Origin of the sequence: Azomonas macrocytogenes (assembly GCF_014191985.1) — a bacterium.
Lineage (GTDB): Bacteria > Pseudomonadota > Gammaproteobacteria > Pseudomonadales > Pseudomonadaceae > Azomonas > Azomonas macrocytogenes.
In genome coordinates this window covers 84,840-106,201 of the sequence record NZ_JACHXI010000001.1, presented here as the reverse complement: position 1 = coordinate 106,201, position 21,362 = coordinate 84,840, and the positions used below count along the sequence as shown (strand labels likewise).

The window sequence follows — 21,362 nt, the reverse complement described above, 5'->3', positions numbered from 1 at the left end:
GCTCCGGATAATAGGTGAATCGGTGATTGTAACTATCGCGGCTCTCGGCTGTCAGTGTCCGGGATAGCTGGTCCTGATTGCGGATTGCCGGCGACACGAGGGAATGTCATGATGTAGTCCCTTTTCATAAGCCACTACATGTGGAAGGAACTGCCTGTGACTCAGACGACCGACCAGTGCCTTGGAGAATGGATCGACCGCGAAGCCCAAGCCGAGGCGATGATCCCGCTGATAGGCCAATTGTATCGTAACAACAATGTAGTCACTTCGATTTACGGTCGTGGCCTGATCAATCGCTCGGTGATCGCCATCCTCAAGGCGCATCGCTTTGCTCGTCATCGTGTCAGCGATCACGAAGAGCTGTCGGTACACGATACCTTCCAGATACTCAAGACCATGAGCGACATGGCGCTGGGAGCGGCCTCGGTGGATCTGGGCAAGTTGGTGGGCAAGTTCAGGGCAGAGGGCAACGGCCGCAATCTCGACCAGTTCGTGCGTGAAGAGCTGGCCGAGATTGCTGGCAAACGCAACACCAACCCACGCAAGGGAACCGATGTGGTGCTGTACGGCTTCGGCCGTATCGGTCGCTTGCTGGCCCGCATCCTGGTCGAGAAGACCGGCGGCGGTGACGGGTTGCGCCTGCGGGCCATCGTTGTACGCAAGGGCTCGGACGACGATCTGGTCAAGCGCGCCAGCCTGTTGCGTCGCGATTCCGTGCATGGCCCATTCGACGGTACCATCACCGTTGACGGAGAGCGCAATACGCTTACGGTCAACGGTAATCTGGTCCAGGTCATCTATTCCAACGACCCGTCCTCAGTGGACTACACCCAGTATGGTATCGAGCAGGCCTTGCTAGTGGACAACACCGGCAAGTGGCGCGACGCCGAAGGGCTCAGCCTGCATCTGAAATGTCCTGGCGTCGACCGGGTGGTGCTCACTGCACCGGGCAAGGGTGCGTTGAAGAATATCGTACATGGTATCAACCATGGCGAAATCACCGCCGACGACAAGATCATCACTGCCGCTTCCTGTACCACCAACGCCATCGTTCCGGTGCTCAAGGCCATCTACGATAAATTCGGTATCGTCCATGGGCATGTGGAAACCGTGCATTCCTACACCAATGATCAGAATTTGATCGACAACTTCCACAAAGGCAGTCGTCGTGGCCGCAGCGCACCATTGAACATGGTCATTACCGAAACCGGTGCTGCCACTGCCGCCGCCAAGGCGCTACCCGTGCTGAAGGGCAAGCTGACCGGCAATGCCATCCGCGTGCCCACGCCGAACGTTTCCATGGCCATCCTCAACCTGACCCTGGAAAAAGCCACCGACCGCGATGAAGTCAACGAATACTTGCGCCAGATGGCCATGCATTCGGATTTGCAGAAGCAGATCGATTTCGTCAATTCGCCGGAAGTGGTTTCTACCGACTTCGTCGGGTCCCGGCATGCCGGTGTGGTCGATGCCGAAGCGACTATCTGTAACGACAACCGGGTTGTCTTGTATGTCTGGTACGACAACGAGTTTGGTTACAGTCACCAGGTGGTTCGCGTCATGGAGGAAATGGCTGGCGTGAATCCGCCGGTTTTCCCACACTGACGTAGTGCCTGCGCGTAAAAAAAACCGCTTCTTCAAGAGGCGGTTTTTTTGTTTTCTGCTTTCCAATTCCAGAATTTCGGCATTATTCGGGCCCTTTTTTAGGGTGATGATGCTGGATCGTAAAACATTTCCATTTTTTTTCATCGCGTAAAGAATAAGCACGCCGGGTGGTTTCTGTTGCTGTGCGACCTCTATAATCGGGCGGATTTTCTTTTCGCTTGCTGCAAGTACCGTGAGTTCAAAGCGTATGGCCTATGCATGAAAAGCGTCCTGATAACCACAATTACACTATCGAAGCGGTCCGGTACGCGGCTGGAGCGATTCCTGCTCGATGGCTTCGGTGGCTGACATGAACAAGACCCGGTGGCGGCCCGTCACCATTCTCGTCCTGGCGACGCTAGTGGTGGGTTGTTTTCGTCAGGACAAGGTCGAGGAATTCGTTGGCCTGACCATGGGCAGTACCTATTCGATCAAGTATGTCCGCACCGAGGCTACGCCCGAGCCAACTCTGCTGAAGCGCGAAACCGAGGCGATACTGGCCGGAATCGACAAGGATCTGTCTACCTACCGCCCTGATTCCGCCATCCAGAAATTCAACGCTTTGCCGGCAGGTAGCTGCGAGAACATGCCTGAAAGCGTTCTCAAGCTGGTTACCGTGGGTGAACAACTGGCAATCGAAAGCGATGGGGCACTGGATTTGACGGTCGAACCCCTGCTCGAACTCTGGGGATTCGGCCCCCATGGCCGCGTCGAACGGTTGCCGACTGCAGAGCAGATCGCCAAGGTACGCCAGCGGGTCGATCATCGCTATCTGCACATCGACCATGGGCGTTTGTGCAAGGACATCGAGCTACAGGTGGATTTCAACAGCATCGCTGCCGGCTACGCCGTCGACCTGGTGGTGGCGCATCTCGAGGCGCTGGGGGTGAAAAGCTATCTGGTGGAAATCACCGGTGAGCTGCGTGCTCAAGGCAAGAAACCGGATGGTTCCTCATGGCGAGTTGCTATCGAAGCTCCCAGGGAAAACGAGCGCTCGCTCCAGGAAGTCATCGAGCTGGACGGCTATTCGATTTCCACCTCTGGCGATTACCGCAACTATTACGAGGAAAATGGCAAACGCTACTCGCATACGCTGGACCCGCAGACCGGTGCACCGATTACGCATAAGCTCGCTGCCGTCACGGTTGCGGAGCCGTCGGCAATGCGGGCAGACGGCCTGTCGACCACGCTGATGGTCATGGGGCCCGAACGTGGTTTCGATTTTGCCACCCAAAAAGGTATTGCAGCGCTCTTCGTAACCCATGGCGACCAGGGATTCGTTGCGCAGCATACTGAAGCGTTCGACCGGCTGTTCGCCATCAAGGATAAAAAATGACCGGTTCGCCGGTTTTTTTCGTCATGCCGTCGATGGTTTTCGGCATGGCAGATACCGTCATTGCCATTCATGGTTCTGGCGATGGCCCGAATGACGACAAGAGTGATCGCTCCAGCAAGGATCACCGGGCCAAGCAGCAAAAACGTACACAGAGTCGACGAAACAGGCTTCATCAACGCTTGAAATTCCAGCGAAATCAGTGCTCGTGCCAGACTTTTTGCCAACAGCCCGTCAAGGGATTTGCTGGCATCATGAGGCTAAACGAAGCGGGGCGGATTGAGCTGGCCTTCGATGGATTCGTCAACCGCAGCAGACTGAGAGGTTGCCTGCTGCGTTAAAGGAGTGATTATGGCTGTCTATAACTATGACGTAGTGATACTGGGCTCCGGCCCGGCAGGTGAAGGCGCTGCAATGAATGCCTCAAAGGCAGGGCGCAAGGTTGCCGTAGTTGAAAACTACAGCCAGCTCGGCGGTGGTTGCACCCATCTGGGGACCATTCCATCCAAAGCGCTGCGCCATTCGGTGCGGCAGATCCTGCAGTACAACACCAATCCGCTGTTCCGTCAGATCGGCGAACCTCGTTGGTTTTCCTTTCCCGATGTGCTGAAAAGCGCGGAAAGAGTCATCGCCAAACAGGTGACTTCACGCACCAGCTACTATGCGCGCAACCGCATCGATATTTTCTTCGGTACCGCCAGCTTTGCCGATGAGAACACCGTGGAAGTGTTTTCCCATAACGGCGTCCTTGAGCGTCTGACGGCCAAGCAGGTCATTATTGCCACCGGTTCCCGGCCTTATCGTCCGGCTGATGTCGATTTCAATCATCCACGGATCTATGACAGCGACACCATTCTCAACCTTGGCCATACGCCGCGCCGTCTGATCATCTACGGAGCTGGTGTTATCGGTACCGAATACGCGTCGATCTTCAGTGGGCTGGGCGTTCTGGTCGACCTGATCGACAACCGCGACCAGTTGCTCAGCTTCCTCGATGACGAAATCTCTGACGCACTCAGCTACCACTTGCGCTACAACAACGTACTGATTCGCCATAACGAGGAATACGAGCGGGTCGAAGGCATCACCAACGGGGTGATTCTCCACCTCAAGTCGGGCAAGAAGATCAAGGCCGATGCCTTCCTCTGGTGTAACGGCCGTACCGGTAATACCGACAGCCTGAAGCTCGAAAACATCGGTCTCAAAGCCAATAGCCGTGGGCAGATCCAGGTCGATCAGCAATATCGTACCGAGGTCCCGAACATCTATGCGGCGGGCGATGTGATCGGCTGGCCATCCTTGGCCAGTGCCGCCTACGACCAGGGTCGTTCCGCTGCCGGTAGCATCGTCGAGAACGACAGCTGCCGCTTCGTCGACGATGTGCCGACCGGTATCTACACCATTCCCGAGATCAGCTCCATCGGCAAGAACGAGCGCGAACTGACTCAGGCCAAGATCCCTTACGAAGTCGGCAAAGCGTTCTTCAAAGGCATGGCGCGCGCGCAGATTTCCGGTGAGGAAGTCGGCATGCTGAAGATCCTCTTCCATCGCGAGACCCTGGAGATTCTGGGTGTGCATTGTTTCGGCTACCAGGCTTCGGAAATCGTGCATATCGGCCAGGCGATCATGAACCAGCCGGGAGAAGGCAATACTCTCAAGTTCTTCGTCAACACCACCTTCAACTATCCAACCATGGCCGAAGCCTACCGAGTCGCGGCGTTCGATGGGCTCAACCGGCTTTTTTGAGCGGCTCCGCCCGGTGGCCTGAGCCGGGCGGGGAAGATGCCCTCACCGATTCGGCAGCCTGGCGCTGGCCGAATCGGGAAAGCTTCTAATCAGGCAGCAGGTCTGGTTTTTACGAATACCCTGGTGGTAAACGTTTTATTCGAGGGAGAACATGCGTGTTCTCCCTCTCTACTTCGTGTGGCTAACTCTCGTACAGTACCTGGCTGGTTCTTTATCGGCTGATTCGGGATAAAGCTTTCAGCGCATCCGCATTTTCCACTGCGCAAGGATGTGTCCTGGCGTTTACCGCGAGGGCATTCAGCGGTTGTCAGAATGGTTTCTTGGGCAATGGCATCTGGTTATTTCAAGAAAGAAACATATATGCATTGGAACATGCCTGTCAGCAGGCCCAATCGAATATCGTTCAGCCGGACCGAGGCTGAGCCATGAGTCAGATCACCTGCTTTTCCTATTGGGGCAAGGCATCGCCTGAACAGGCCGGTTCGGCGAAATTTCATTTACTGGTTTTCCATGCCTTGGATGTCGCCGCATGTGGTCGGGCCTTGCTGGCGCTACCGCAGTTTTCGTTGGAGAACCTGGCCAACGAGTTGAATTGGCCTCTTGAGGTAGTGGATGGCTTGTTCGTCTTCTTTCTTGTGTTGCATGACTTGGGCAAGTTTGCCCGCGGCTTCCAGGCGTTGGTACCCGATCTTTCTCCCCACCTGGTTCCTGCCTTGGGCAAGCCGTACCTGAAACGGCACGACACACTCAGCTGGCTGTTCTGGCGCGATATATTGGCCGAAGGCTTTCCTGCCGATGCCTTGCCAGGTTCGGACAGCGAGTTCTGGGCTGTGTGGATGCGCACTGCTGCCGGACATCATGGCAGGCCACCGGAGGACGCTGAAGGCGGCGGATTGATTGCACTGGCAGCCGAGGATTATTTCCTGCGGGAGGACCGGCGAGCGGCGTGGGAATTTGTCGAGCACGTCGTCGCCTGGTTGCTGCCTGGGGGTATTCCAAAGCCTGGGCGCGGACAGGATAAGATTCTGTGCCGCCATGCCTGGCGCCTGGCCGGACTAGCCGTGCTGGCAGATTGGCTAGGCTCCAATCAGGCGTTTTTTTCGTATCGCAGTACGCCGCTGGAGCTGGTCGAATACTGGCAAGCCCAGGCGCTCCCCCAAGCAACGCGGGCCGTGACGCACGCCGGACTCGAAGCGCAGCCGATTCGTCACTGGGAGCGGCCCGAGGCCGTTTTTGATTATCTGCACAAACCAACGCCGCTCCAGCGCTACGCGGCTGAGGTACCGCTCGAAACCGGGCCGCAGCTGTTCCTGCTGGAAGATGTGACCGGTGCCGGCAAGACCGAGGCGGCACTTATCCTCACTCAGCGCCTGATGCAGGCTGGCTTGGGTGGTGGGTTGTATTTCGCGCTGCCGAGCATGGCAACCGCCAACCAGATGTATCAGCGGGTCGGCCAGGTCTACCGGCACCTGTACGGTGAGGCGGCGAATCCTTCTCTGATTCTCGCCCATGGTGCTCGTGGGCTGATCGAAGGCTTCCGGCAGAGCGTGTTGCAACCGAGCGAGCAGCCAGCAGACCGCAGCTACGCCTGCGAAGACATCTCTGCCACGGCACAATGCAATGCCTGGCTGGCCGATAGTCGCAAGAAAGCGCTACTCGCCGAGATCGGCGTCGGTACGCTGGATCAGGCGTTACTGGCCGTGTTGCCGGTGCGGCACCAATCGCTACGCCTACTTGGATTGGTCGGCAAGGTACTGCTGGTGGATGAAGTGCATGCCTACGATCCTTACCTGATGACGCTGCTGAAACTGCTGCTGACAGCCCATGCACGTCAGGGCGGCTGTGCCATTCTGCTGTCGGCTACCTTGCCGTTGGCGATACGTGACGAATTGCTGGCTGCCTACCGCTGCGGTCGGGGCGCATCGGCTGAGCCTTTGCCGGACGACCGCCGTTATCCGCTGGCAACGCAGGTTGGGCCGCGCGTGGACCACTACGGTTGCGAAACTCGCCCGCAGTTGAAGCGCCGCGTACAGGTGCAGGGTCTGCATGACGAAACGGCTGCATTTGTCCTGGTTATCGAACAGGCGCGAGCAGGACACTGTGTCTGTTGGATTCGCAACACCGTGGAAGATGCACGGCGTGCCTACGAGTCCTTGGGCAAAACCTTGCCTCCCGAGGATCTGTTGTTGTTCCACAGCCGTTTCGCAATGGGTGATCGGCTGGATATCGAGGACCGGGTACTGGCATGTTTCGGTAAGCATTCCACCGGTGCGGAGCGTCGCGGCAAGGTACTGATCGGCACCCAGGTCTTGGAGCAAAGTCTGGACTTCTGCGTGGACGCAATGATCAGTGATTTGGCACCCATCGACCTCTTGATCCAGCGGGCTGGGCGTTTGCAGCGCCATGCCCGCCTGGCCAATGGGGCTCCGGCACCCGATGGCGTCGAGCGACGCGAGCCACCGGTGCTCCATGTGTTCGGTCCCGAGCCGGTCGATAAGCCGGCCGGGGATTGGTATTGCGCGCTGTTTCCCAAAGCCTGCTTCGTCTATCCAGATGCCGGACAGCTCTGGCTCGGGGCAAGAGCGCTCGCGCGGGCCGGTTGTATCGCCAGTCCGGGACAACCGGGAGAGGTCGGGGCTGTGCGCGGGCTGGTCGAGGCGGTCTATGGCGAAGAAACCGAAACTATCCCGGACAGTTTGCAACGCGCTTCGCTGGAGCAAAAAGGTAAGGATCTCGCGCTGGAAAGCCAGGCCTGGTTTAACGCACTGAAGCTGGACAAGGGCTATTGTGCCGACAGCAGTGGTCGCTGGTACGAAGACACCCGCATCCCGACCCGCTTGGGCGATGAAACCCTGACGCTATATCTGGCTCGTGACGTGAATGGTGAGCTGCGGCCGCTGCGTGAGGGGGGAAGCCATCCCTGGGAGCAATCGGCAGTCCGTATCGATGCGCGCCGCGCGGAAAAGCTCGCACCTGACTGGGAAGCGCGCTTCGCCACTGCCTTGCAGACACTGCGGGAACGCTGCCGGTTGCTGGCGGAGCCGGCGTTTGTTCTGCCATTGGCGCAGGGGGCTGGCGCTGTGTTGAGCGGCAAGGTCGTGGACAAGCGGGGACATGTCCTGGAAATGCGCTATGACCCGGTTATCGGGCTGCGCTGGCATTAGCTGAACAGGCACTTAAATAAAATCCCCGCCAGGGCGGGGAACAGAGCACACCGCATTTTTCATACGGTTCATCCCTGGCTTGCCAGGGAACTGCATTTATATTATGTATGAGGAATGGGGTAAGGGGTTAATTTTTGCCTTGACCAAGGCAGGCTATTGGTAATAGCCTGAGGACGTTTGCTTAAGGAGTGAGTAGCTATGGACCTGTTGACCAGCCGCTGGCTGGAGGTCAAGGGCAACGGATGCCGTGAAAGGATTTCTCCCGTTCATATCGGCGACCTGGCTTGGGTCGATCTTTATGGCCATCGCCCCGACTTCCACGCTGCGCTCTACCAATTCCTGATTGGCCTGCTCCAGACCGCCTACGCTCCGATCAATCTGGAGGAATGGCGGGATCGCTGGAGTAACCCACCCAGCGCCAAAGAGCTGGAAGCCGTCTTTGCTCCCTACCGGGATGCCTTTCTGCTGGAAAACGATGGTCCAGCCTTTATGCAGGATTTGCACCTGTCCGAAGAGAGCAACCAACTACCGGTCGTGGATCTGCTGATCGATGCCGGCTCGGACTGCAACCGTTTCTTCAACAAACCGGCTGCCGAGCATGGGTTGTGCGAATGCTGTTTCGTTCAGGCGCTGCTGACGCTGCAACTGAACGCACCGGCGGGTGGGCGAGGGGTGCGTACCTCCGCGCGTGGCGGCGGTCCCTTGACTACCTTGCTGCTGCCCGCCGATGAGCATGCCACGCTGTGGCAGAAACTCTGGCTGAATGTGCTGCCGCTCGATGCGCTCGACTATCCAGCGTTTACCAAGCCTGACGAGGTGTTGCCTTGGCTGCTGCCGACCCGCACCAGCGACGGTCCAGGTGCACTGGACACGCAGCCGGGAATGATGCCTCCGTTCAAGACCCAGCATGTCCATCCACTGCAGGTCTACTGGAGCATGTCACGGCGTATCCGCCTGGATGCGTCCACCGTTGGGCAAGGCGATTGTGCCATTTGCGGTGCCCAGGACGTTCGCCTGATTCGCCATTACCGAACCCGCCACGGCGGCACCAACTACACTGGCGCCTGGGTGCATCCACTGACGCCTTACAGTCTCGATCCCAAGGGCGAAAAGCCTCCCTTGTCGATTAAAGGTCGCCAGGCCGGTCGAGGATATCGCGACTGGCTCGGACTCGTGCTGAGCAACGACGACCATCAGCCGGCGGCGGCCCGGGTAGTCGCCTACTTCACGGTCAAGGTGAAAACTCCTCGAGTGCGCTTGTGGTGTTTCGGCTACGACATGTCGAATATGAAAGCCCTCTGTTGGTACGACAGCACGCTGCCGGTGCACACCGTGGCAGCTGATCAACAGCGCCGGTTCATTCGCTGCGTCAAGGCGCTGCTGGATGTTGCCAACGACACGGCCAATGCTCTGCACAAGCAGGTCAAGGCTGCCTGGTTCCGCCGTCCCGGCGAGGCCAAACCGCAACCTGCCGTCGAGCAGAGCTTCTGGCAAGGCTCCGAAGCGGACTTCTATCGCTTGCTGGAAGGACTCGAAGCACTGGATTTCGAAGTGGAAGTGCAACTGGCCGAGGTTTATCGCGATTGGCTGCTGCGCTCCCGTTGTCTGGCTCTGGGGCTGTTCGATCAGTGGGTACTGGCCGGCCCCAGCGAGGATATGGATATGCAGCGCGTGGTTCGGGCGCGGGCAGCTCTGGGCAAGGAGCTCAGCGGTGGCAAGGCGATGAAACCGTTGTGGAAGATCGTCAATTCCCAGCACAAGGAGCGGGTATGAAGCCAGGGAGCAAGTACTTGAATGAAGCGCAGCGCAAATGGGTGCAGCAGTGGTGGCGGGCCTTGCAGCCGCGCGAGCCGGAAGAGGCTCCCTTGCCACCCGAACTGGCATGTCTCAAGCGTGGCGACCGCGCCGAGCTGCGCCGTTGCAGCAATACCGATGAATTGCTGGGAAAGTCCGCTACCTTTCTGCTGGCCGACCGGTTGATCGCCCTGGATGGCGAGAAAGGCTGGCTCAAGGATACACCCCGAACCTACGAGTACCTGGCGCTGATCGCCGGTGTGCTGGCCGGAATCAAGGAGGACCGCCGTGACGGCCTCAGCCTGTCGCATCATCTTGGTAGCCTGCCGGGTCGCGAGCGCCCGGTGATGAGCGAGCTGCGCTTCAAGCGCCTGCAGCGCAGCAAGGATTCCGCAGATCTCTATCGGCAATGGCAGCGTGCCGTACAACTTGCCGGCGGCAAGGCCGATGTGGCCCAGCTCGCCGCCGACCTGTTCGCCTGGCTACATGAGCTTGGCCAGTCTCCGCTGCACGCCAGCGATAGTGTGAAGTTCCGCTGGGCTTACGACTACTACCTGAGCGCTCGGGAGCGAGTCGCTGCTACTGACCCCATGACCGACAAGGAAGCCAACGCATGACCCGTTTCGTACAGCTGCATCTGTTGATCTCCTATCCCCCAGCCAACCTTAATCGCGATGATTCGGGCCAGCCCAAGACCGCCCGCCTGGGTGGCGTGGAGCGTTTGCGCATCTCTTCCCAGAGCCTCAAGCGTGCCTGGCGTACTTGCGAGCTATTCCAGCAGCAATTGGCCGGGACCATCGGGACTCGCACCAAGCGCCTTGGCCGTGAAGCTTTCGATTCGCTGGTGGCGGCCGGTATTGGCGAGAAACAGGCCACCGAATGGGCGGGGCAGATCGCCAAGGTCTATGGCGCGGTGAAGAAAGATAATCCGCTGGAAATAGAGCAACTGGTGCATATCGCCCCGCAAGAGCGAGCCTCGCTGGATGCACTGGTCGCTACGCTGGCGAGCGAAAAACGGGCACCGACTGACGAGGAACTGAATGCGCTGCTGCACCGGCAGACTGCCGTGGATATCGCCATGTTTGGCCGGATGCTGGCTGCTAAAATCGAACACAATGGTGAAGCAGCCGTGCAGGTGGCCCATGCTATCGGCGTTCATGCTTCGTCCATTGAAGACGATTACTTCACTGCCGTGGACGACTTGAACGTGAGTGATCCGGGCGCAGCCCATATTGGCGAATCTGGCTTCGCCGCCGCCGTGTTCTACCAATACCTCTGCATCGACCGCGACCTGCTGAAGAAAAACCTCGGTGCAGACGAGGAGTTGACTCAGAAGGCGTTGATTGCCCTGACCGAGGCTGCGCTGAAAGTTGGCCCCAGTGGCAAGCAGAACAGTTTCGCCAGTCGTGCCTACGCCCACTACGTGCTGGCAGAAAAGGGTGAGCAGCAACCGCGCTCCTTGTCCCTGGCGTTCGTCAAGCCAGTCAGTGGCGGCGACTATGCGAGCGAATCCATCGACGTCTTGCAGCGGTTACGCGACAACCTGGACAAGGTCTATGGCGCTTGTGCCGATAGCCGCTACCAACTCGATGTGCTGAAAGGCGAAGGCACGTTGGCCGAACTGCTCGATTTTGTCGCGCAGGAGTAGGCCATGACCCACTATCTGCTGCTGCGCCTCTACGGCCCGCTGGCTAGCTGGGGTGAGATCGCGGTGGGTGAGTCCCGGCATTCTGCGGTGCATCCCTCACGTTCGGCACTGCTGGGCCTGCTGGGGGCGGCGCTGGGAATCGAGCGTGACGATGAGCCCGGCCAGCAGGCTCTAATAGCTGGTTACCGCTTCGGTATCAAGCTCGAAAGCGCCGGGTTACCTCTGCGTGACTACCACACTGTGCAAACAGGCGTGCTACCACGCAAATTTAGCTTCCGCTCGCGTCGCCAGGAGCTGGCTGCCGACAAGGTCGATACTTATCTGTCCGCCCGCGAATACCGTTGCGACAGCCTGGCACTGGTGGCTGTCGAGGCACTGGCGGATGCACCACATGATTTGCCCGCATTGGCTGCGGCCCTCAAGCGCCCGCGTTTCACGTTGTACTTGGGACGCAAATCCTGTCCGCTGGCCTTGCCGCTCACACCAACGCTTACCCAGGCCGCAACGCTGCGCGAAGCACTGGACGGCACCAGCTTGAATTCGCTACTGGCACTGAGTGGCTACAAACCGGAGCAAAGCTGGCCGACTGTGGCGGATCGTCGGGCGTTTCGTCTCCAACAGACTCGCTACTACTGGGAAGACGGCATGGAAGCCGGTATGACCGCAAGCTTCGACAACTGGCGTCACGACCAACCTCTTTCGCGTAGCCGATGGCAGTTTTCGCCACGCCGGGAATGGGTAGCGTTGAGCGAAGGAGAGCAAGGATGACCTATTACTTTTCCCGTGTGCGATTAGTCGCCCAGCTCACCCGGAACGAATGGCTACGCGATCTGGCACGGCATGGCGAACCTTATCGGGATCATGCGTTGATTTGGCGATTGTTCCCCGGCGATGGCCTGCCGAGGGATTTCATCTTTCGTAGCCTGGACGAGCGCACTTATTACGTCGTCTCGGCTCGCCTTCCCCAGACCCAGGACGGTCTATTCGAAGTACAAAGCAAGTCGTACCAGCCGAGGCTGCAGATGGGCGAATGGTTGCGTTTCGACTTGCGTGCCAACCCGACCGTCAGCCGGCGTGAACCGGGCAAGGCGTCGCAGCGCCACGATGTACTCATGGACGCCAAGCGCCGGGCGAAGCATCTTGACGAGGTTCCGCTCGCCCAGGAAGCGGCTGGGCGCGAGTGGCTGATGAAAAGAGCCGAGAATTGGGGCCTGGCCGTTCAGCCGCAGTCGCTTATGCAGGACGGCTACCGCCAGCACCGCCTCAACCGCAAGGGTTATGGCATAGGATATTCCACACTCGATTACCAGGGAGTGGCCCAGGTTATTGAGCCGGATCGCTTGTGCAAGGCATTGCAGGAAGGCGTAGGTCATAGCAAGGGTTTCGGCTGCGGACTGCTGCTGATCAAGAGGCTCGAATGATGTTGCCACCGCTCAAGCCTTTGCCCATGAAAGACCGGGTCTCGATGATCTTCGTCCAATATGGCCAGATCGATGTGCGGGATGGAGCCTTCGTTGTAATCGATCAGAATGGCGTGCGCATGCATATTCCGGTCGGCTCGGTGGCTTGCATCATGCTCGAACCCGGCACTCGGATTTCCCACGCTGCGGTGAACCTGGCGGCAACCGTGGGAACTTTGCTGGTGTGGGTCGGCGAGTCCGGTGTACGGCTGTACGCCAGCGGCCAGCCGGGCGGTGCACGGGCTGACCGGCTGCTTTATCAGGCGAAGCTGGCACTGGACGATGACCTACGACTAAAGGTTGTGCGCAAGATGTACGAGCTGCGCTTTCAGGAACCGGCGCCGACCCGGCGCAGTGTCGAGCAATTGCGCGGTATCGAAGGTGCTCGGGTGCGTGAAACCTATAAGCTGCTGGCTAAACAGTACGGAGTTGATTGGCGTGCGCGAAACTATGACCGACAGCGCTGGGATGCTGCTGACATTCCCAATCGTTGCCTATCGGCAGCTACTTCCTGCCTGTATGGCATTACCGAGGCAGCTGTATTAGCTGCTGGATATGCACCAGCCGTCGGTTTTATCCATACCGGCAAGCCGTTGTCGTTTGTCTACGATATCGCTGACCTGTTCAAGTTCGACACGGTAGTTCCCTTAGCCTTCCGTATTGCCGCCAAAGCTCCGATTAACCCAGAGCGCGACGTTCGTCTGGGCTGTCGAGACCTGTTTCGCTCCAGCAAACTACTGGGCAGGATTATTCCCACTATCGAAGACGTTCTGACTGCTGGTGGTATCTCGCCTCCTGAAGCACCACCTGAATCGGTACCACCGGCAATTCCCAACCCGCAGACCCTGGGCGATGCTGGCCACAGGACGCAGTAGATGACTTTTCTGGTCGTAGTCACCGAAAACGTCCCACCTCATTTGCGTGGGCGCATGGCTATCTGGCTACTGGAGGTTCGTGCTGGCGTTTACATCGGTGATGTTTCCAGACGAACTCGTGAAATGATCTGGGAACAATTACGCGAAGGTTATGAAGATGGCAACGTAGTCATGGCCTGGGCCAGTAACCATGAGTCCGGTTATGAATTCCAGACCCTCGGTCCCAATCGCCGCCTGCCTGTAGAATTCGACGGCCTGCATTTGGTAGCTTTTCACCCTGTCGATAACCCTGATCTTTAACAAGAAAAAATCGGTAGATTTTTAGCGTGACCTTTTTTCTTTTAGGGTCAATTGGTTACGCTAAGTGCGTTCCCCGCACATGCGGGGATGAAGCATTCGTGCGCAGCGCCATGTTGGTTTTGTTGCCGCGTTCCCCGCACATGCGGGGATGAAGCGGCACTGGACTATACTGCTTCGAGCCAAGCTCAGCGTTCCCCGCACATGCGGGGATGAAGCGCGTTTTTGATGTACACGTCGTCAACGCTACCCGCGTTCCCCGCACATGCGGGGATGAAGCGATAGGCGAGATTTACAATCATCAATGCTTGAAGCGTTCCCCGCACATGCGGGGATGAAGCGTTCGTTCGATCCGAAATGTATCTTGAAAGCAAGCGTTCCCCGCACATGCGGGGATGAAGCGTTCGTTCGATCCGAAATGTATCTTGAAAGCAAGCGTTCCCCGCACATGCGGGGATGAAGCGGCTTTAGCATGTTGCATATCGATACCGCCGGAGCGTTCCCCGCACATGCGGGGATGAAGCGCGCAATGATTGCAGACTCTCGATCTTGGATGAGCGTTCCCCGCACATGCGGGGATGAAGCTGCGCTATGAACGTATGTAGGGGTGTGTGTCGCGCGTTCCCCGCACATGCGGGGATGAAGCGGCCAGGTTAATCATGGCGTTCGCCTCCTCTAGGCGTTCCCCGCACATGCGGGGATGAAGCGCGCATATTTTGACGACATTTATCAAGGCGCGGGCGTTCCCCGCACATGCGGGGATGAAGCGGCTCAGACCATCCAGACTGTCGCCCATAGTACGCGTTCCCCGCACATGCGGGGATGAAGCGAATTGAATCGGTCCCAGTCGGCTTGCGTTTGGGCGTTCCCCGCACATGCGGGGATGAAGCGGCTATTCATGAACTGCAGTTGATCCTGCAGTAGCGTTCCCCGCACATGCGGGGATGAAGCGCTATCGATAGTCTGCAGAGACGGCTTGAGCTGGCGTTCCCCGCACATGCGGGGATGAAGCGTTTAGATAGTTGCAGATGCAATAGTTGAATATGGCGTTCCCCGCACATGCGGGGATGAAGCGAACGCCAGTTTAATAAGTTCGCGCACCAGCGCCGCGTTCCCCGCACATGCGGGGATGAAGCGCTGGATGGTGACAAGGGGGTCTCTGATTATGGGCGTTCCCCGCACATGCGGGGATGAAGCGTCGTCTCTAAATCCCAGCTCTCCGGGCAGGTTGCGTTCCCCGCACATGCGGGGATGAAGCGTTCTAGCTGCGTTCAACTCGTGCCGATTTATCGCGTTCCCCGCACATGCGGGGATGAAGCGCATTTGCCGGAAATGCCGGCCCAAGAACGCGCGCGTTCCCCGCACATGCGGGGATGAAGCGTACGCATTCGGTTTCCTTGAAACTCCACTCGAGCGTTCCCCGCACATGCGGGGATGAAGCGATCGAGAATCGGCAATCGTTGCGCTTATTCAGGCGTTCCCCGCACATGCGGGGATGAAGCGCCGGCGCTTATGAGTTTTCTTACATCAGGCATGCGTTCCCCGCACATGCGGGGATGAAGCGGCGGCTTGCCAGTCCGCCAGGACGCCGGTCAGGCGTTCCCCGCACATGCGGGGATGAAGCGCAAATGCTAATTTCACGGCTTTGAATAATCGAGCGTTCCCCGCACATGCGGGGATGAAGCGGCCCTGGGGTCGACATCAACATAGCCTACATCGCGTTCCCCGCACATGCGGGGATGAAGCGGGGGGAGATCCTGAATTCTCCGGAATACTGAGGCGTTCCCCGCACATGCGGGGATGAAGCATCCAGCGCAGAAAGACCGAGCCGTCTACCTGCGCGTTCCCCGCACATGCGGGGATGAAGCGGGAAGCCTTTGTATCCTATAGGGAAAGCTCTGGCGTTCCCCGCACATGCGGGGATGAAGCGCATGGCGAGGGCTTTCTTAATCGCATCAGTCAGCGTTCCCCGCACATGCGGGGATGAAGCGCCCTCTCCTCCGCTACATCCAGCCCTACAGCTGCGTTCCCCGCACATGCGGGGATGAAGCGAGTTTGTGGTGGCTGTGGCGAAATGGATTTTCGCGTTCCCCGCACATGCGGGGATGAAGCGGCCACCATTTCCTTGATTGGCCCGATCAACGCGCGTTCCCCGCACATGCGGGGATGAAGCCATCGAAGGGTAGCAGCCCGGCCGGCGCCTCGCGCGTTCCCCGCACATGCGGGGATGAAGCGAGATATTCGTCGGGTTTCGCAGCTACGAAAACGCGTTCCCCGCACATGCGGGGATGAAGCGCGCTCTCAAACAAAGCGCTGCTGATACGCCGCGCGTTCCCCGCACATGCGGGGATGAAGCTAATGCCGTATCTGACCGCTCTGCTGAATCCGAGCGTTCCCCGCACTCGCGGGAATGAACCAACTCCTTGCGCGTGATATCATTTTGATGTCTCGCGTTCCCTGCACACGCGGGGATGAACCGTTCATGACACGCTCTAACGTCACCCTCGATACGCGTTCCCCGCATACGCGGGGATGAACTGGCTGAGTCGCCAATGAAAAGCCTCTGGCGCTGCCACACCAGAGGAACTGCGAGCGTAGGATTGGAGGCCCTGGCAGGGGCTGCTCGCTCGATCAGTTGAGTTCAGCATTATAGCTGCGTCACACTCGAATTCGGCGCCACTCAGAGCCTGTTCAAAGTCTGCTGCGCGTTGGCCATACCGCGTTGAAAATGGCCTGGATCGCCAGCCCGGTCGAAATGCTCATTTACTCCTTTTTCGCCTTGTCTGGCCTTAGCTCGCGAGACTTTGAAAACAGGCTCTCAGGGGCAATTCGGCAAGACTGTGCGCGACTCTATCCCTTGGGGAGCAAGCCTGGGCCAGGTGCGTCCTTCCTCCGTGCCGACCGGATTCAGCTGCTCAGGCCGACATAGACATTCTGTACGTCATCATGACCATCGATGGCTTCGAGAAAGGCTTCGACTTCCTCAAGTTCGGCACCGGTCAGGTTCACCGGGTTCTTCGCCTTATAACCCAGTTGAGCGGACTGTACGGTAAAACCATGCTCCGGCAGAGCGCGGCAGACGGCGTCCAGATCGGTTAGCTCGGTATAGAAGAGCGTGGCACCGTCTTCGGCGGGCTCGAAATCCTGGGCGCCGGCTTCGATAGCGGCGAGCTCTGGATCGGCGTCACCCTCTGGGGTCGCCTCGATCATACCCAGGTGGTCAAAATCCCAGCTCACCGAACCGGAGGTGCCCAACTGGCCTTTGCGAAACAGCACGCGGATTTCCGCTACGGTTCGGTTCACGTTATCGGTCAGGCATTCGACGATCACCGGTACGCGATGCGGGGCAAAGCCTTCATAAAGGGTGCGTTCGTAGTTGACCGACTCACCGCTCAGCCCGGCGCCTTTCTTGATGGCGCGCTCCAGTGTGTCCTTGGGCATGGAGGCTTTTTTAGCTTGATGCACGGCCAGACGCAGCTTGGGGTTCATATCCGGATCGGCGCCATTGCGTGCGGCAATCATGATTTCCTTGACCAGCTTGCCAAAAATCTTGCCCTTGGCATTGGCGGCAATTTCCTTGGGTCTGGCTTTCCATTGAGCGCCCATATCGGTTCTCTCGCTATATACAGGTGAGTCCCGGTCGGTGCCGGGAGCGGAAAGTGCCGATTCTAGCGAGTGGCGGGCCGGGCGGCACCTGCGAGCGCATTCCAGTGATCGCTTCGAAAGCCAACTGGCGAGGCATTCGGATAAAAAGCCGAATGCCGGGAGAAGATAGCGAAAGCCAGATCTGCGCGTAGAGGATCAGTCTTGACGGCTGGTGACTTCCAGCAGGTGATAGCCGAACTGGGTTTTTACCGGACCCTGAACGACATTGAGCGGAGCACTGAACACCACCGTGTCGAATTCCCTGACCATCTGGCCTGGGCCGAACGAGCCGAGGTTACCGCCGTCGCGGCTGGAAGGGCAGGTCGAGTTCTCCTTGGCGACCTGGGCGAAATCGGCACCGCCCTCGATGGCGGCCTTTAGTTCGTTGCACCTGGCTTCGGTATCGACCAGGATGTGACGGGCAGTTGCTTTTTTAGCCATGGGAGTTACTCCTTGCAAAGAAGTCGCTGAGCCTACCGCAATTGGTGGGGTCAAAACGATAGTCTGGTGGCCTGTTTGGTTGATTCGATTGGTCAATGCCGGTGCCCGAGGCTCCGATACTGTGTGGCTATATTCTCAGCATAGCCCTGCCATGACTCGTCGTGGTGCCTGATCTCGCTAAACGCACAGGCCAGTAGAAGAAGCACGAGGATGAATGAGGCCAGTTTACAAGGTGCGCTGGATGAAACAGCGCGAACCGTTCTCCACTGGAGTACTTTGGCTGTTTGACGGCAAAGCCTGGATAAGTACTTGAAAGTTTGTCCGCGAAAGGAACACGGACAATCGTCTAAGTAGCAATCGCTCAGTGATGCTTTCAATATTAGGGCAAAATTCGGCCGCCCATCCTGCCTGTTGATTCACTGGCTGGATCGGATCTTGACGAAACTTTTTGGCACGAGAAAGGAGTGCAGCATGATACTGATTAATGTCGTGAGGTTTATTTCCGAACGGTTATCGAAAAAACAGGCTCCACAGTTGCAGAAAACTGCTGGAACGCTGAATGACTTCGGCAGCCGCTTGACTGGCCTGTCGGAAAACCAGGGAATTCTGGTCGATGTTCTGTTTTTGTTTGTTGTCAGCATCCTGGCCGCATTTTTCATAAGGTTCCTGCCACTGCTCTCTATTTTGCTGGCGGTTGCTGGATTGGTTTTCCTGTTGACTTCATGGCGTAAGAAATAGTGAGACCTGTCAGGGATGACGAAATGAGGCAAGGTGGAAAACGTGCAGAGCGATTTTCCACCCAGGGATACCGAGCTATTTTGGTGGTCTGAAACACCTTGTTGGCTGGTGTTGCACCGGTTTTCTCCGGCAGTTATCGGATCAATCCGATGAGTAGGGAATAATCGATATTTTGCCGTTCTTTTCGAGAATGGCGTATTTGATCTGCTTCATTTGTTCCAGCCCCTGGCTCAGGCGTGCCGCCAGCAGGACATCTTCTTCACGCAACCGGGCTTCGCTCAGACGCTTTTTCAAGGGGCGTCCGTTTTCGACAATCAGCGTCGATGTGCCTTCGATCAATGCAGTGATCCGGCTGAATCTGAGTTTGATCAGCGACAAGCTGATATCAATGACGATCAGCGTGGTAATGACGATGATCGCGTTGGTGATGGAGAAATCATCCCCCAATAAGGCCTGTTGGGTAGCCTCGCCGATAATCATCAAAAGCAGCAGATCGAAGTTGGTGATGTCTGCCAGAGAGCGTCTGCCGGCAATCTTGAATAGAATCAGCAAGACCATATAGATCGCGGCAGCTCGGAAAACAGCATCCATGGCGCTTCCTCAGGGATAAATGAACTGCGTGAATGACACCTTATCGTCTTCGAACCAGAGGGTGTTCCATACCAATCCGCTGTTGTCGGGACGAATCTTCAAATAAATCCTCAAGCGACCCTGGGTGTCGGCCTGGCCGGTGATTTCCAGCCCTCCCTGATGACTACGAGCAACCAATGAGTGTGGCTGCAAACCTTCGATGTTGCAGTTTTCAAGAAGCGCCCGGCCAATGCTCAGGGTTACCTGTGCCGAAGCACGGGCCTGGACTGTAAGGGTGATTCGGCTGCTTGCTCCATTGCGCAGGAAGCGCTCGTACTCCACCGTCAGGCGCTGTTCCGGACTGGTACTGCGCTGAGTGCTGAGCGGGCCGCTCGAAAATAAACCGGCGAGGGACATGCTGACGAAGGCAAGCAGCATGAAGAAGCCGACTCGTTCGCATTTCCATATTTTGCGCTGATGCGCGATCTGCTCGACGACAGGATAGCTTCGCGGGGCGAAATCATCCTTCTGTGCATTATCTGGGTGCGTATCTTGCCTTGAGTGGTCCGGCGGTCGCTCGATCATGATAGAAGCCTGTACCGCTTGCCAGCTTAATGGCTCCGACTGCCATTTTCGGAAAATGTCTCGTCGATAATGCGTGGCCAGGAATCATCGTGGTGCTTATACGTGAACAATTTTCTGCTTCATTGCCGGCTTCACTGCAAATAGTTGCCTCGTTTTGCGGGATGGGAAGGCGATATTTTCCGTTTGCTGAACGGGCTCAGTCGCCGCTCATGTAACACTTATGGAGTGCCGGAATCCGCTTTAGGGCAAATACCGATGCGGCTTTTATGACTGCCATTCGCTCCCCGTGGAAAAATTCGGTACTGGAAAACCTTCTCACTCCATTGGCCCCCGTGAATACCCAGGCGAAACAGACTGTTCCGGGTGGAATGCCATCGATCTCATCCGGTCCGGCAACGCCCGTAGTTGCCAGCACGACATTGGCGGGGCTGTCGCGTAGTGCTCCGTTTGCCATCTCAAGGGTGACTTCTTCGCTGGTCAGGCCGAATTGATCAATGGTGGCTTGTTGGACCTGAAGGAGTCTTTTCTTGGCTTCAGGGGAATACACAACGTATCCCGCATCGAGATACTGGCCGCTGCCTGGGTATGAGGCGAGCAATGCGATTATGCCGCCAGCTGTACAGGATTCTGCCGTTGCAAGCAGCAGATGGTGTTCTTTCAAGTAGTGAACCAGCGTTTCAATGTTCGACATAGGACGAGCCCTGCGACGTTTTTATTGATTGATTATGAGTACATGGAGCCACCGCTACTGATTCGTTTCCCGGGCTTTAGCTAATAGATCAATAACTTCTTGATCCGTTGTCTGATCGAAGTGCTCATAGTGCAGCCCTACCGCCCGAAACGGTTCCGGGGTAACCAGGCAGACCAGTTCATCCACCAATGGGCGCAGGGCTATGAGCGAATCTTCGGCACCGACCGGTATTGCAAAGATCAGGCGACTGGGTTGCGAATCGGCAAGCGCCATCAGTGCAACCTTGGCCGTATTGCCGGTGGCGACGCCATCGTCCACCACGATTACCTCGCGTCCGGCTACTGGAATTGGTGCTCTTTCGCCGCAGTACACAGCACGGCGGCGTTTGATTTCCTGCAGTTGGCGCGCCTTTTCCGCCTCGAACCAGTCAGTGGATAGGTGAAAATATTTGAGCAAAGCCTCATCGACGACCCAGCGCGGATCGGCGCCATCCACTACTGCGCCGATACCGAATTCCTCTCGGCCAGGCATGCCGATCTTGCGGACCAGAATGACATCCAGCGGCGCCTGGAACGCCAGGGCGATTTCATAGGCTACCGGCACTCCACCGCGTGGCAAGGCCAGGATCACCGGCCGGTCATGCAGCAATGGACGCAACACCTTGGCCAGGGCGCGACCGGCTTCGCGACGATCTTTGAACGCAGGGGTACTGGGTAAATAAGGGTTCATGT

Annotated in this window: 19 protein-coding genes and 1 CRISPR repeat array; of the genes, 13 read left to right on the top strand and 6 right to left on the bottom strand. The window is 57.7% G+C overall.

The genetic code is table 11. The features are described from left to right. Positions 1–138 precede the first annotated feature (138 nt). From FHR87_RS00485 to cas2e, 12 genes are all read left to right on the top strand, one after another. Positions 139–1,605: a glyceraldehyde-3-phosphate dehydrogenase gene (locus FHR87_RS00485; protein WP_183164737.1), complete on the top strand. Its 1,467-nt coding sequence runs from the start codon at positions 139–141 to the stop codon at positions 1,603–1,605. Between the two features lie 349 nt (positions 1,606–1,954). Then, the gene (locus FHR87_RS00480; RefSeq protein ID WP_183164736.1) at positions 1,955–2,980 is read left to right on the top strand and encodes an FAD:protein FMN transferase; all 1,026 of its coding nucleotides are present in this window, start codon (positions 1,955–1,957) and stop codon (positions 2,978–2,980) included. Then, a complete protein-coding gene (locus tag FHR87_RS00475) occupies positions 2,977–3,318 on the top strand; it encodes a hypothetical protein (protein ID WP_183164735.1) in 342 nt (113 codons plus the stop codon). The genes FHR87_RS00480 and FHR87_RS00475 overlap by 4 nt, the downstream gene beginning before the upstream one ends. 10 nt (positions 3,319–3,328) lie before the next feature. Beyond that, positions 3,329–4,723: a Si-specific NAD(P)(+) transhydrogenase gene (sthA, locus tag FHR87_RS00470; RefSeq protein WP_183164734.1), complete on the top strand. Its 1,395-nt coding sequence runs from the start codon at positions 3,329–3,331 to the stop codon at positions 4,721–4,723. A gap of 425 nt (positions 4,724–5,148) precedes the next feature. Then, positions 5,149–7,887: a CRISPR-associated helicase Cas3' gene (gene cas3 / locus FHR87_RS00465; protein WP_183164733.1), complete on the top strand. Its 2,739-nt coding sequence runs from the start codon at positions 5,149–5,151 to the stop codon at positions 7,885–7,887. 198 nt (positions 7,888–8,085) lie between these two features. Further along, on the top strand, positions 8,086–9,660 hold the full coding sequence (gene casA / locus FHR87_RS00460; RefSeq protein WP_183164732.1) for a type I-E CRISPR-associated protein Cse1/CasA: 1,575 nt from the start codon (positions 8,086–8,088) through the stop codon (positions 9,658–9,660). Then, positions 9,657–10,298, top strand: a complete 642-nt coding sequence (casB, locus tag FHR87_RS00455; protein WP_183164731.1) for a type I-E CRISPR-associated protein Cse2/CasB — start codon at positions 9,657–9,659, stop codon at positions 10,296–10,298. Before casA ends, casB begins: the two co-directional genes overlap by 4 nt. Next, positions 10,295–11,329, top strand: coding sequence for a type I-E CRISPR-associated protein Cas7/Cse4/CasC (gene cas7e, locus FHR87_RS00450; RefSeq protein WP_183164730.1), 1,035 nt, complete (start codon positions 10,295–10,297; stop codon positions 11,327–11,329). The genes casB and cas7e overlap by 4 nt, the downstream gene beginning before the upstream one ends. Before the next feature lie 3 nt (positions 11,330–11,332). Beyond that, positions 11,333–12,097, top strand: a complete 765-nt coding sequence (gene cas5e / locus FHR87_RS00445) for a type I-E CRISPR-associated protein Cas5/CasD (RefSeq protein WP_183164729.1) — start codon at positions 11,333–11,335, stop codon at positions 12,095–12,097. Continuing rightward, positions 12,094–12,750: a type I-E CRISPR-associated protein Cas6/Cse3/CasE gene (gene cas6e, locus FHR87_RS00440; protein ID WP_183164728.1), complete on the top strand. Its 657-nt coding sequence runs from the start codon at positions 12,094–12,096 to the stop codon at positions 12,748–12,750. The genes cas5e and cas6e overlap by 4 nt, the downstream gene beginning before the upstream one ends. After that, positions 12,750–13,664, top strand: a complete 915-nt coding sequence (cas1e, locus tag FHR87_RS00435) for a type I-E CRISPR-associated endonuclease Cas1e (protein ID WP_183165104.1) — start codon at positions 12,750–12,752, stop codon at positions 13,662–13,664. Before cas6e ends, cas1e begins: the two co-directional genes overlap by 1 nt. After that, positions 13,665–13,964, top strand: coding sequence for a type I-E CRISPR-associated endoribonuclease Cas2e (cas2e, locus tag FHR87_RS00430; RefSeq protein WP_183164727.1), 300 nt, complete (start codon positions 13,665–13,667; stop codon positions 13,962–13,964). A 66-nt stretch (positions 13,965–14,030) separates the two neighbouring features. Beyond that, a CRISPR array of direct repeats spans positions 14,031–16,501; the repeat unit is 29 nt; unit sequence GCGTTCCCCGCACATGCGGGGATGAAGCG. A gap of 367 nt (positions 16,502–16,868) precedes the next feature. Here the strand turns inward: cas2e and FHR87_RS00425 are convergent. Together FHR87_RS00425 and FHR87_RS00420 are read right to left on the bottom strand one after the other, a co-directional pair. Continuing rightward, a complete protein-coding gene (locus tag FHR87_RS00425) occupies positions 16,869–17,567 on the bottom strand; it encodes a YebC/PmpR family DNA-binding transcriptional regulator (RefSeq protein ID WP_183164726.1) in 699 nt (232 codons plus the stop codon). Between the two features lie 195 nt (positions 17,568–17,762). Then, complete coding sequence (locus tag FHR87_RS00420) at positions 17,763–18,047, bottom strand: peptidylprolyl isomerase (protein ID WP_183164725.1); 285 nt, start codon at positions 18,045–18,047, stop codon at positions 17,763–17,765. Positions 18,048–18,518: 471 nt separating this feature from the next. On the opposite strand from FHR87_RS00420, the gene FHR87_RS00415 reads away from it, so the two are divergent. Beyond that, positions 18,519–18,785 (top strand): hypothetical protein, encoded by a 267-nt coding sequence (locus FHR87_RS00415; protein WP_183164724.1) that lies wholly within the window; start codon positions 18,519–18,521, stop codon positions 18,783–18,785. A 141-nt stretch (positions 18,786–18,926) separates the two neighbouring features. On the opposite strand, the gene FHR87_RS00410 is transcribed toward FHR87_RS00415, so the two are convergent. From FHR87_RS00410 to FHR87_RS00395, 4 genes are all read right to left on the bottom strand, one after another. Further along, positions 18,927–19,376: a DUF421 domain-containing protein gene (locus FHR87_RS00410; RefSeq protein WP_183164723.1), complete on the bottom strand. Its 450-nt coding sequence runs from the start codon at positions 19,374–19,376 to the stop codon at positions 18,927–18,929. A 9-nt stretch (positions 19,377–19,385) separates the two neighbouring features. Beyond that, entirely contained in the window at positions 19,386–19,940 is a 555-nt protein-coding gene (locus FHR87_RS00405; protein ID WP_183164722.1) for a hypothetical protein, read from the bottom strand. Positions 19,941–20,136: 196 nt separating this feature from the next. Then, positions 20,137–20,631: a CinA family protein gene (locus FHR87_RS00400; protein WP_183164721.1), complete on the bottom strand. Its 495-nt coding sequence runs from the start codon at positions 20,629–20,631 to the stop codon at positions 20,137–20,139. 54 nt (positions 20,632–20,685) lie between these two features. Further along, positions 20,686–21,360 carry a phosphoribosyltransferase gene (locus FHR87_RS00395; RefSeq protein ID WP_183164720.1) on the bottom strand — a complete coding sequence of 225 codons (675 nt, stop codon included), beginning with the start codon at positions 21,358–21,360 and terminating at the stop codon, positions 20,686–20,688. Positions 21,361–21,362: the final 2 nt, after the last annotated feature.

Excerpts from the sequence above, each read along its gene's own strand:
- cas7e (WP_183164730.1), top strand. The coding sequence starts at position 10,295 with ATGACCCGTTTCGTACAGCTGCATCTGTTGATCTCCTATCCCCCAGCC.
- FHR87_RS00480 (WP_183164736.1), top strand. The coding sequence starts at position 1,955 with ATGAACAAGACCCGGTGGCGGCCCGTCACCATTCTCGTCCTGGCGACG.
- FHR87_RS00400 (WP_183164721.1), bottom strand. The coding sequence starts at position 20,631 with ATGTCGAACATTGAAACGCTGGTTCACTACTTGAAAGAACACCATCTG.
- cas3 (WP_183164733.1), top strand. The coding sequence starts at position 5,149 with ATGAGTCAGATCACCTGCTTTTCCTATTGGGGCAAGGCATCGCCTGAA.
- sthA (WP_183164734.1), top strand. The coding sequence starts at position 3,329 with ATGGCTGTCTATAACTATGACGTAGTGATACTGGGCTCCGGCCCGGCA.
- FHR87_RS00395 (WP_183164720.1), bottom strand. The coding sequence starts at position 21,360 with ATGAACCCTTATTTACCCAGTACCCCTGCGTTCAAAGATCGTCGCGAA.
- casA (WP_183164732.1), top strand. The coding sequence starts at position 8,086 with ATGGACCTGTTGACCAGCCGCTGGCTGGAGGTCAAGGGCAACGGATGC.
- FHR87_RS00475 (WP_183164735.1), top strand. The coding sequence starts at position 2,977 with ATGACCGGTTCGCCGGTTTTTTTCGTCATGCCGTCGATGGTTTTCGGC.
- FHR87_RS00425 (WP_183164726.1), bottom strand. The coding sequence starts at position 17,567 with ATGGGCGCTCAATGGAAAGCCAGACCCAAGGAAATTGCCGCCAATGCC.
- FHR87_RS00485 (WP_183164737.1), top strand. The coding sequence starts at position 139 with ATGTGGAAGGAACTGCCTGTGACTCAGACGACCGACCAGTGCCTTGGA.
- FHR87_RS00420 (WP_183164725.1), bottom strand. The coding sequence starts at position 18,047 with ATGGCTAAAAAAGCAACTGCCCGTCACATCCTGGTCGATACCGAAGCC.
- cas1e (WP_183165104.1), top strand. The coding sequence starts at position 12,750 with ATGTTGCCACCGCTCAAGCCTTTGCCCATGAAAGACCGGGTCTCGATG.
- cas2e (WP_183164727.1), top strand. The coding sequence starts at position 13,665 with ATGACTTTTCTGGTCGTAGTCACCGAAAACGTCCCACCTCATTTGCGT.
- cas5e (WP_183164729.1), top strand. The coding sequence starts at position 11,333 with ATGACCCACTATCTGCTGCTGCGCCTCTACGGCCCGCTGGCTAGCTGG.
- FHR87_RS00415 (WP_183164724.1), top strand. The coding sequence starts at position 18,519 with ATGATACTGATTAATGTCGTGAGGTTTATTTCCGAACGGTTATCGAAA.
- FHR87_RS00410 (WP_183164723.1), bottom strand. The coding sequence starts at position 19,376 with ATGGATGCTGTTTTCCGAGCTGCCGCGATCTATATGGTCTTGCTGATT.
- casB (WP_183164731.1), top strand. The coding sequence starts at position 9,657 with ATGAAGCCAGGGAGCAAGTACTTGAATGAAGCGCAGCGCAAATGGGTG.
- FHR87_RS00405 (WP_183164722.1), bottom strand. The coding sequence starts at position 19,940 with ATGATCGAGCGACCGCCGGACCACTCAAGGCAAGATACGCACCCAGAT.
- cas6e (WP_183164728.1), top strand. The coding sequence starts at position 12,094 with ATGACCTATTACTTTTCCCGTGTGCGATTAGTCGCCCAGCTCACCCGG.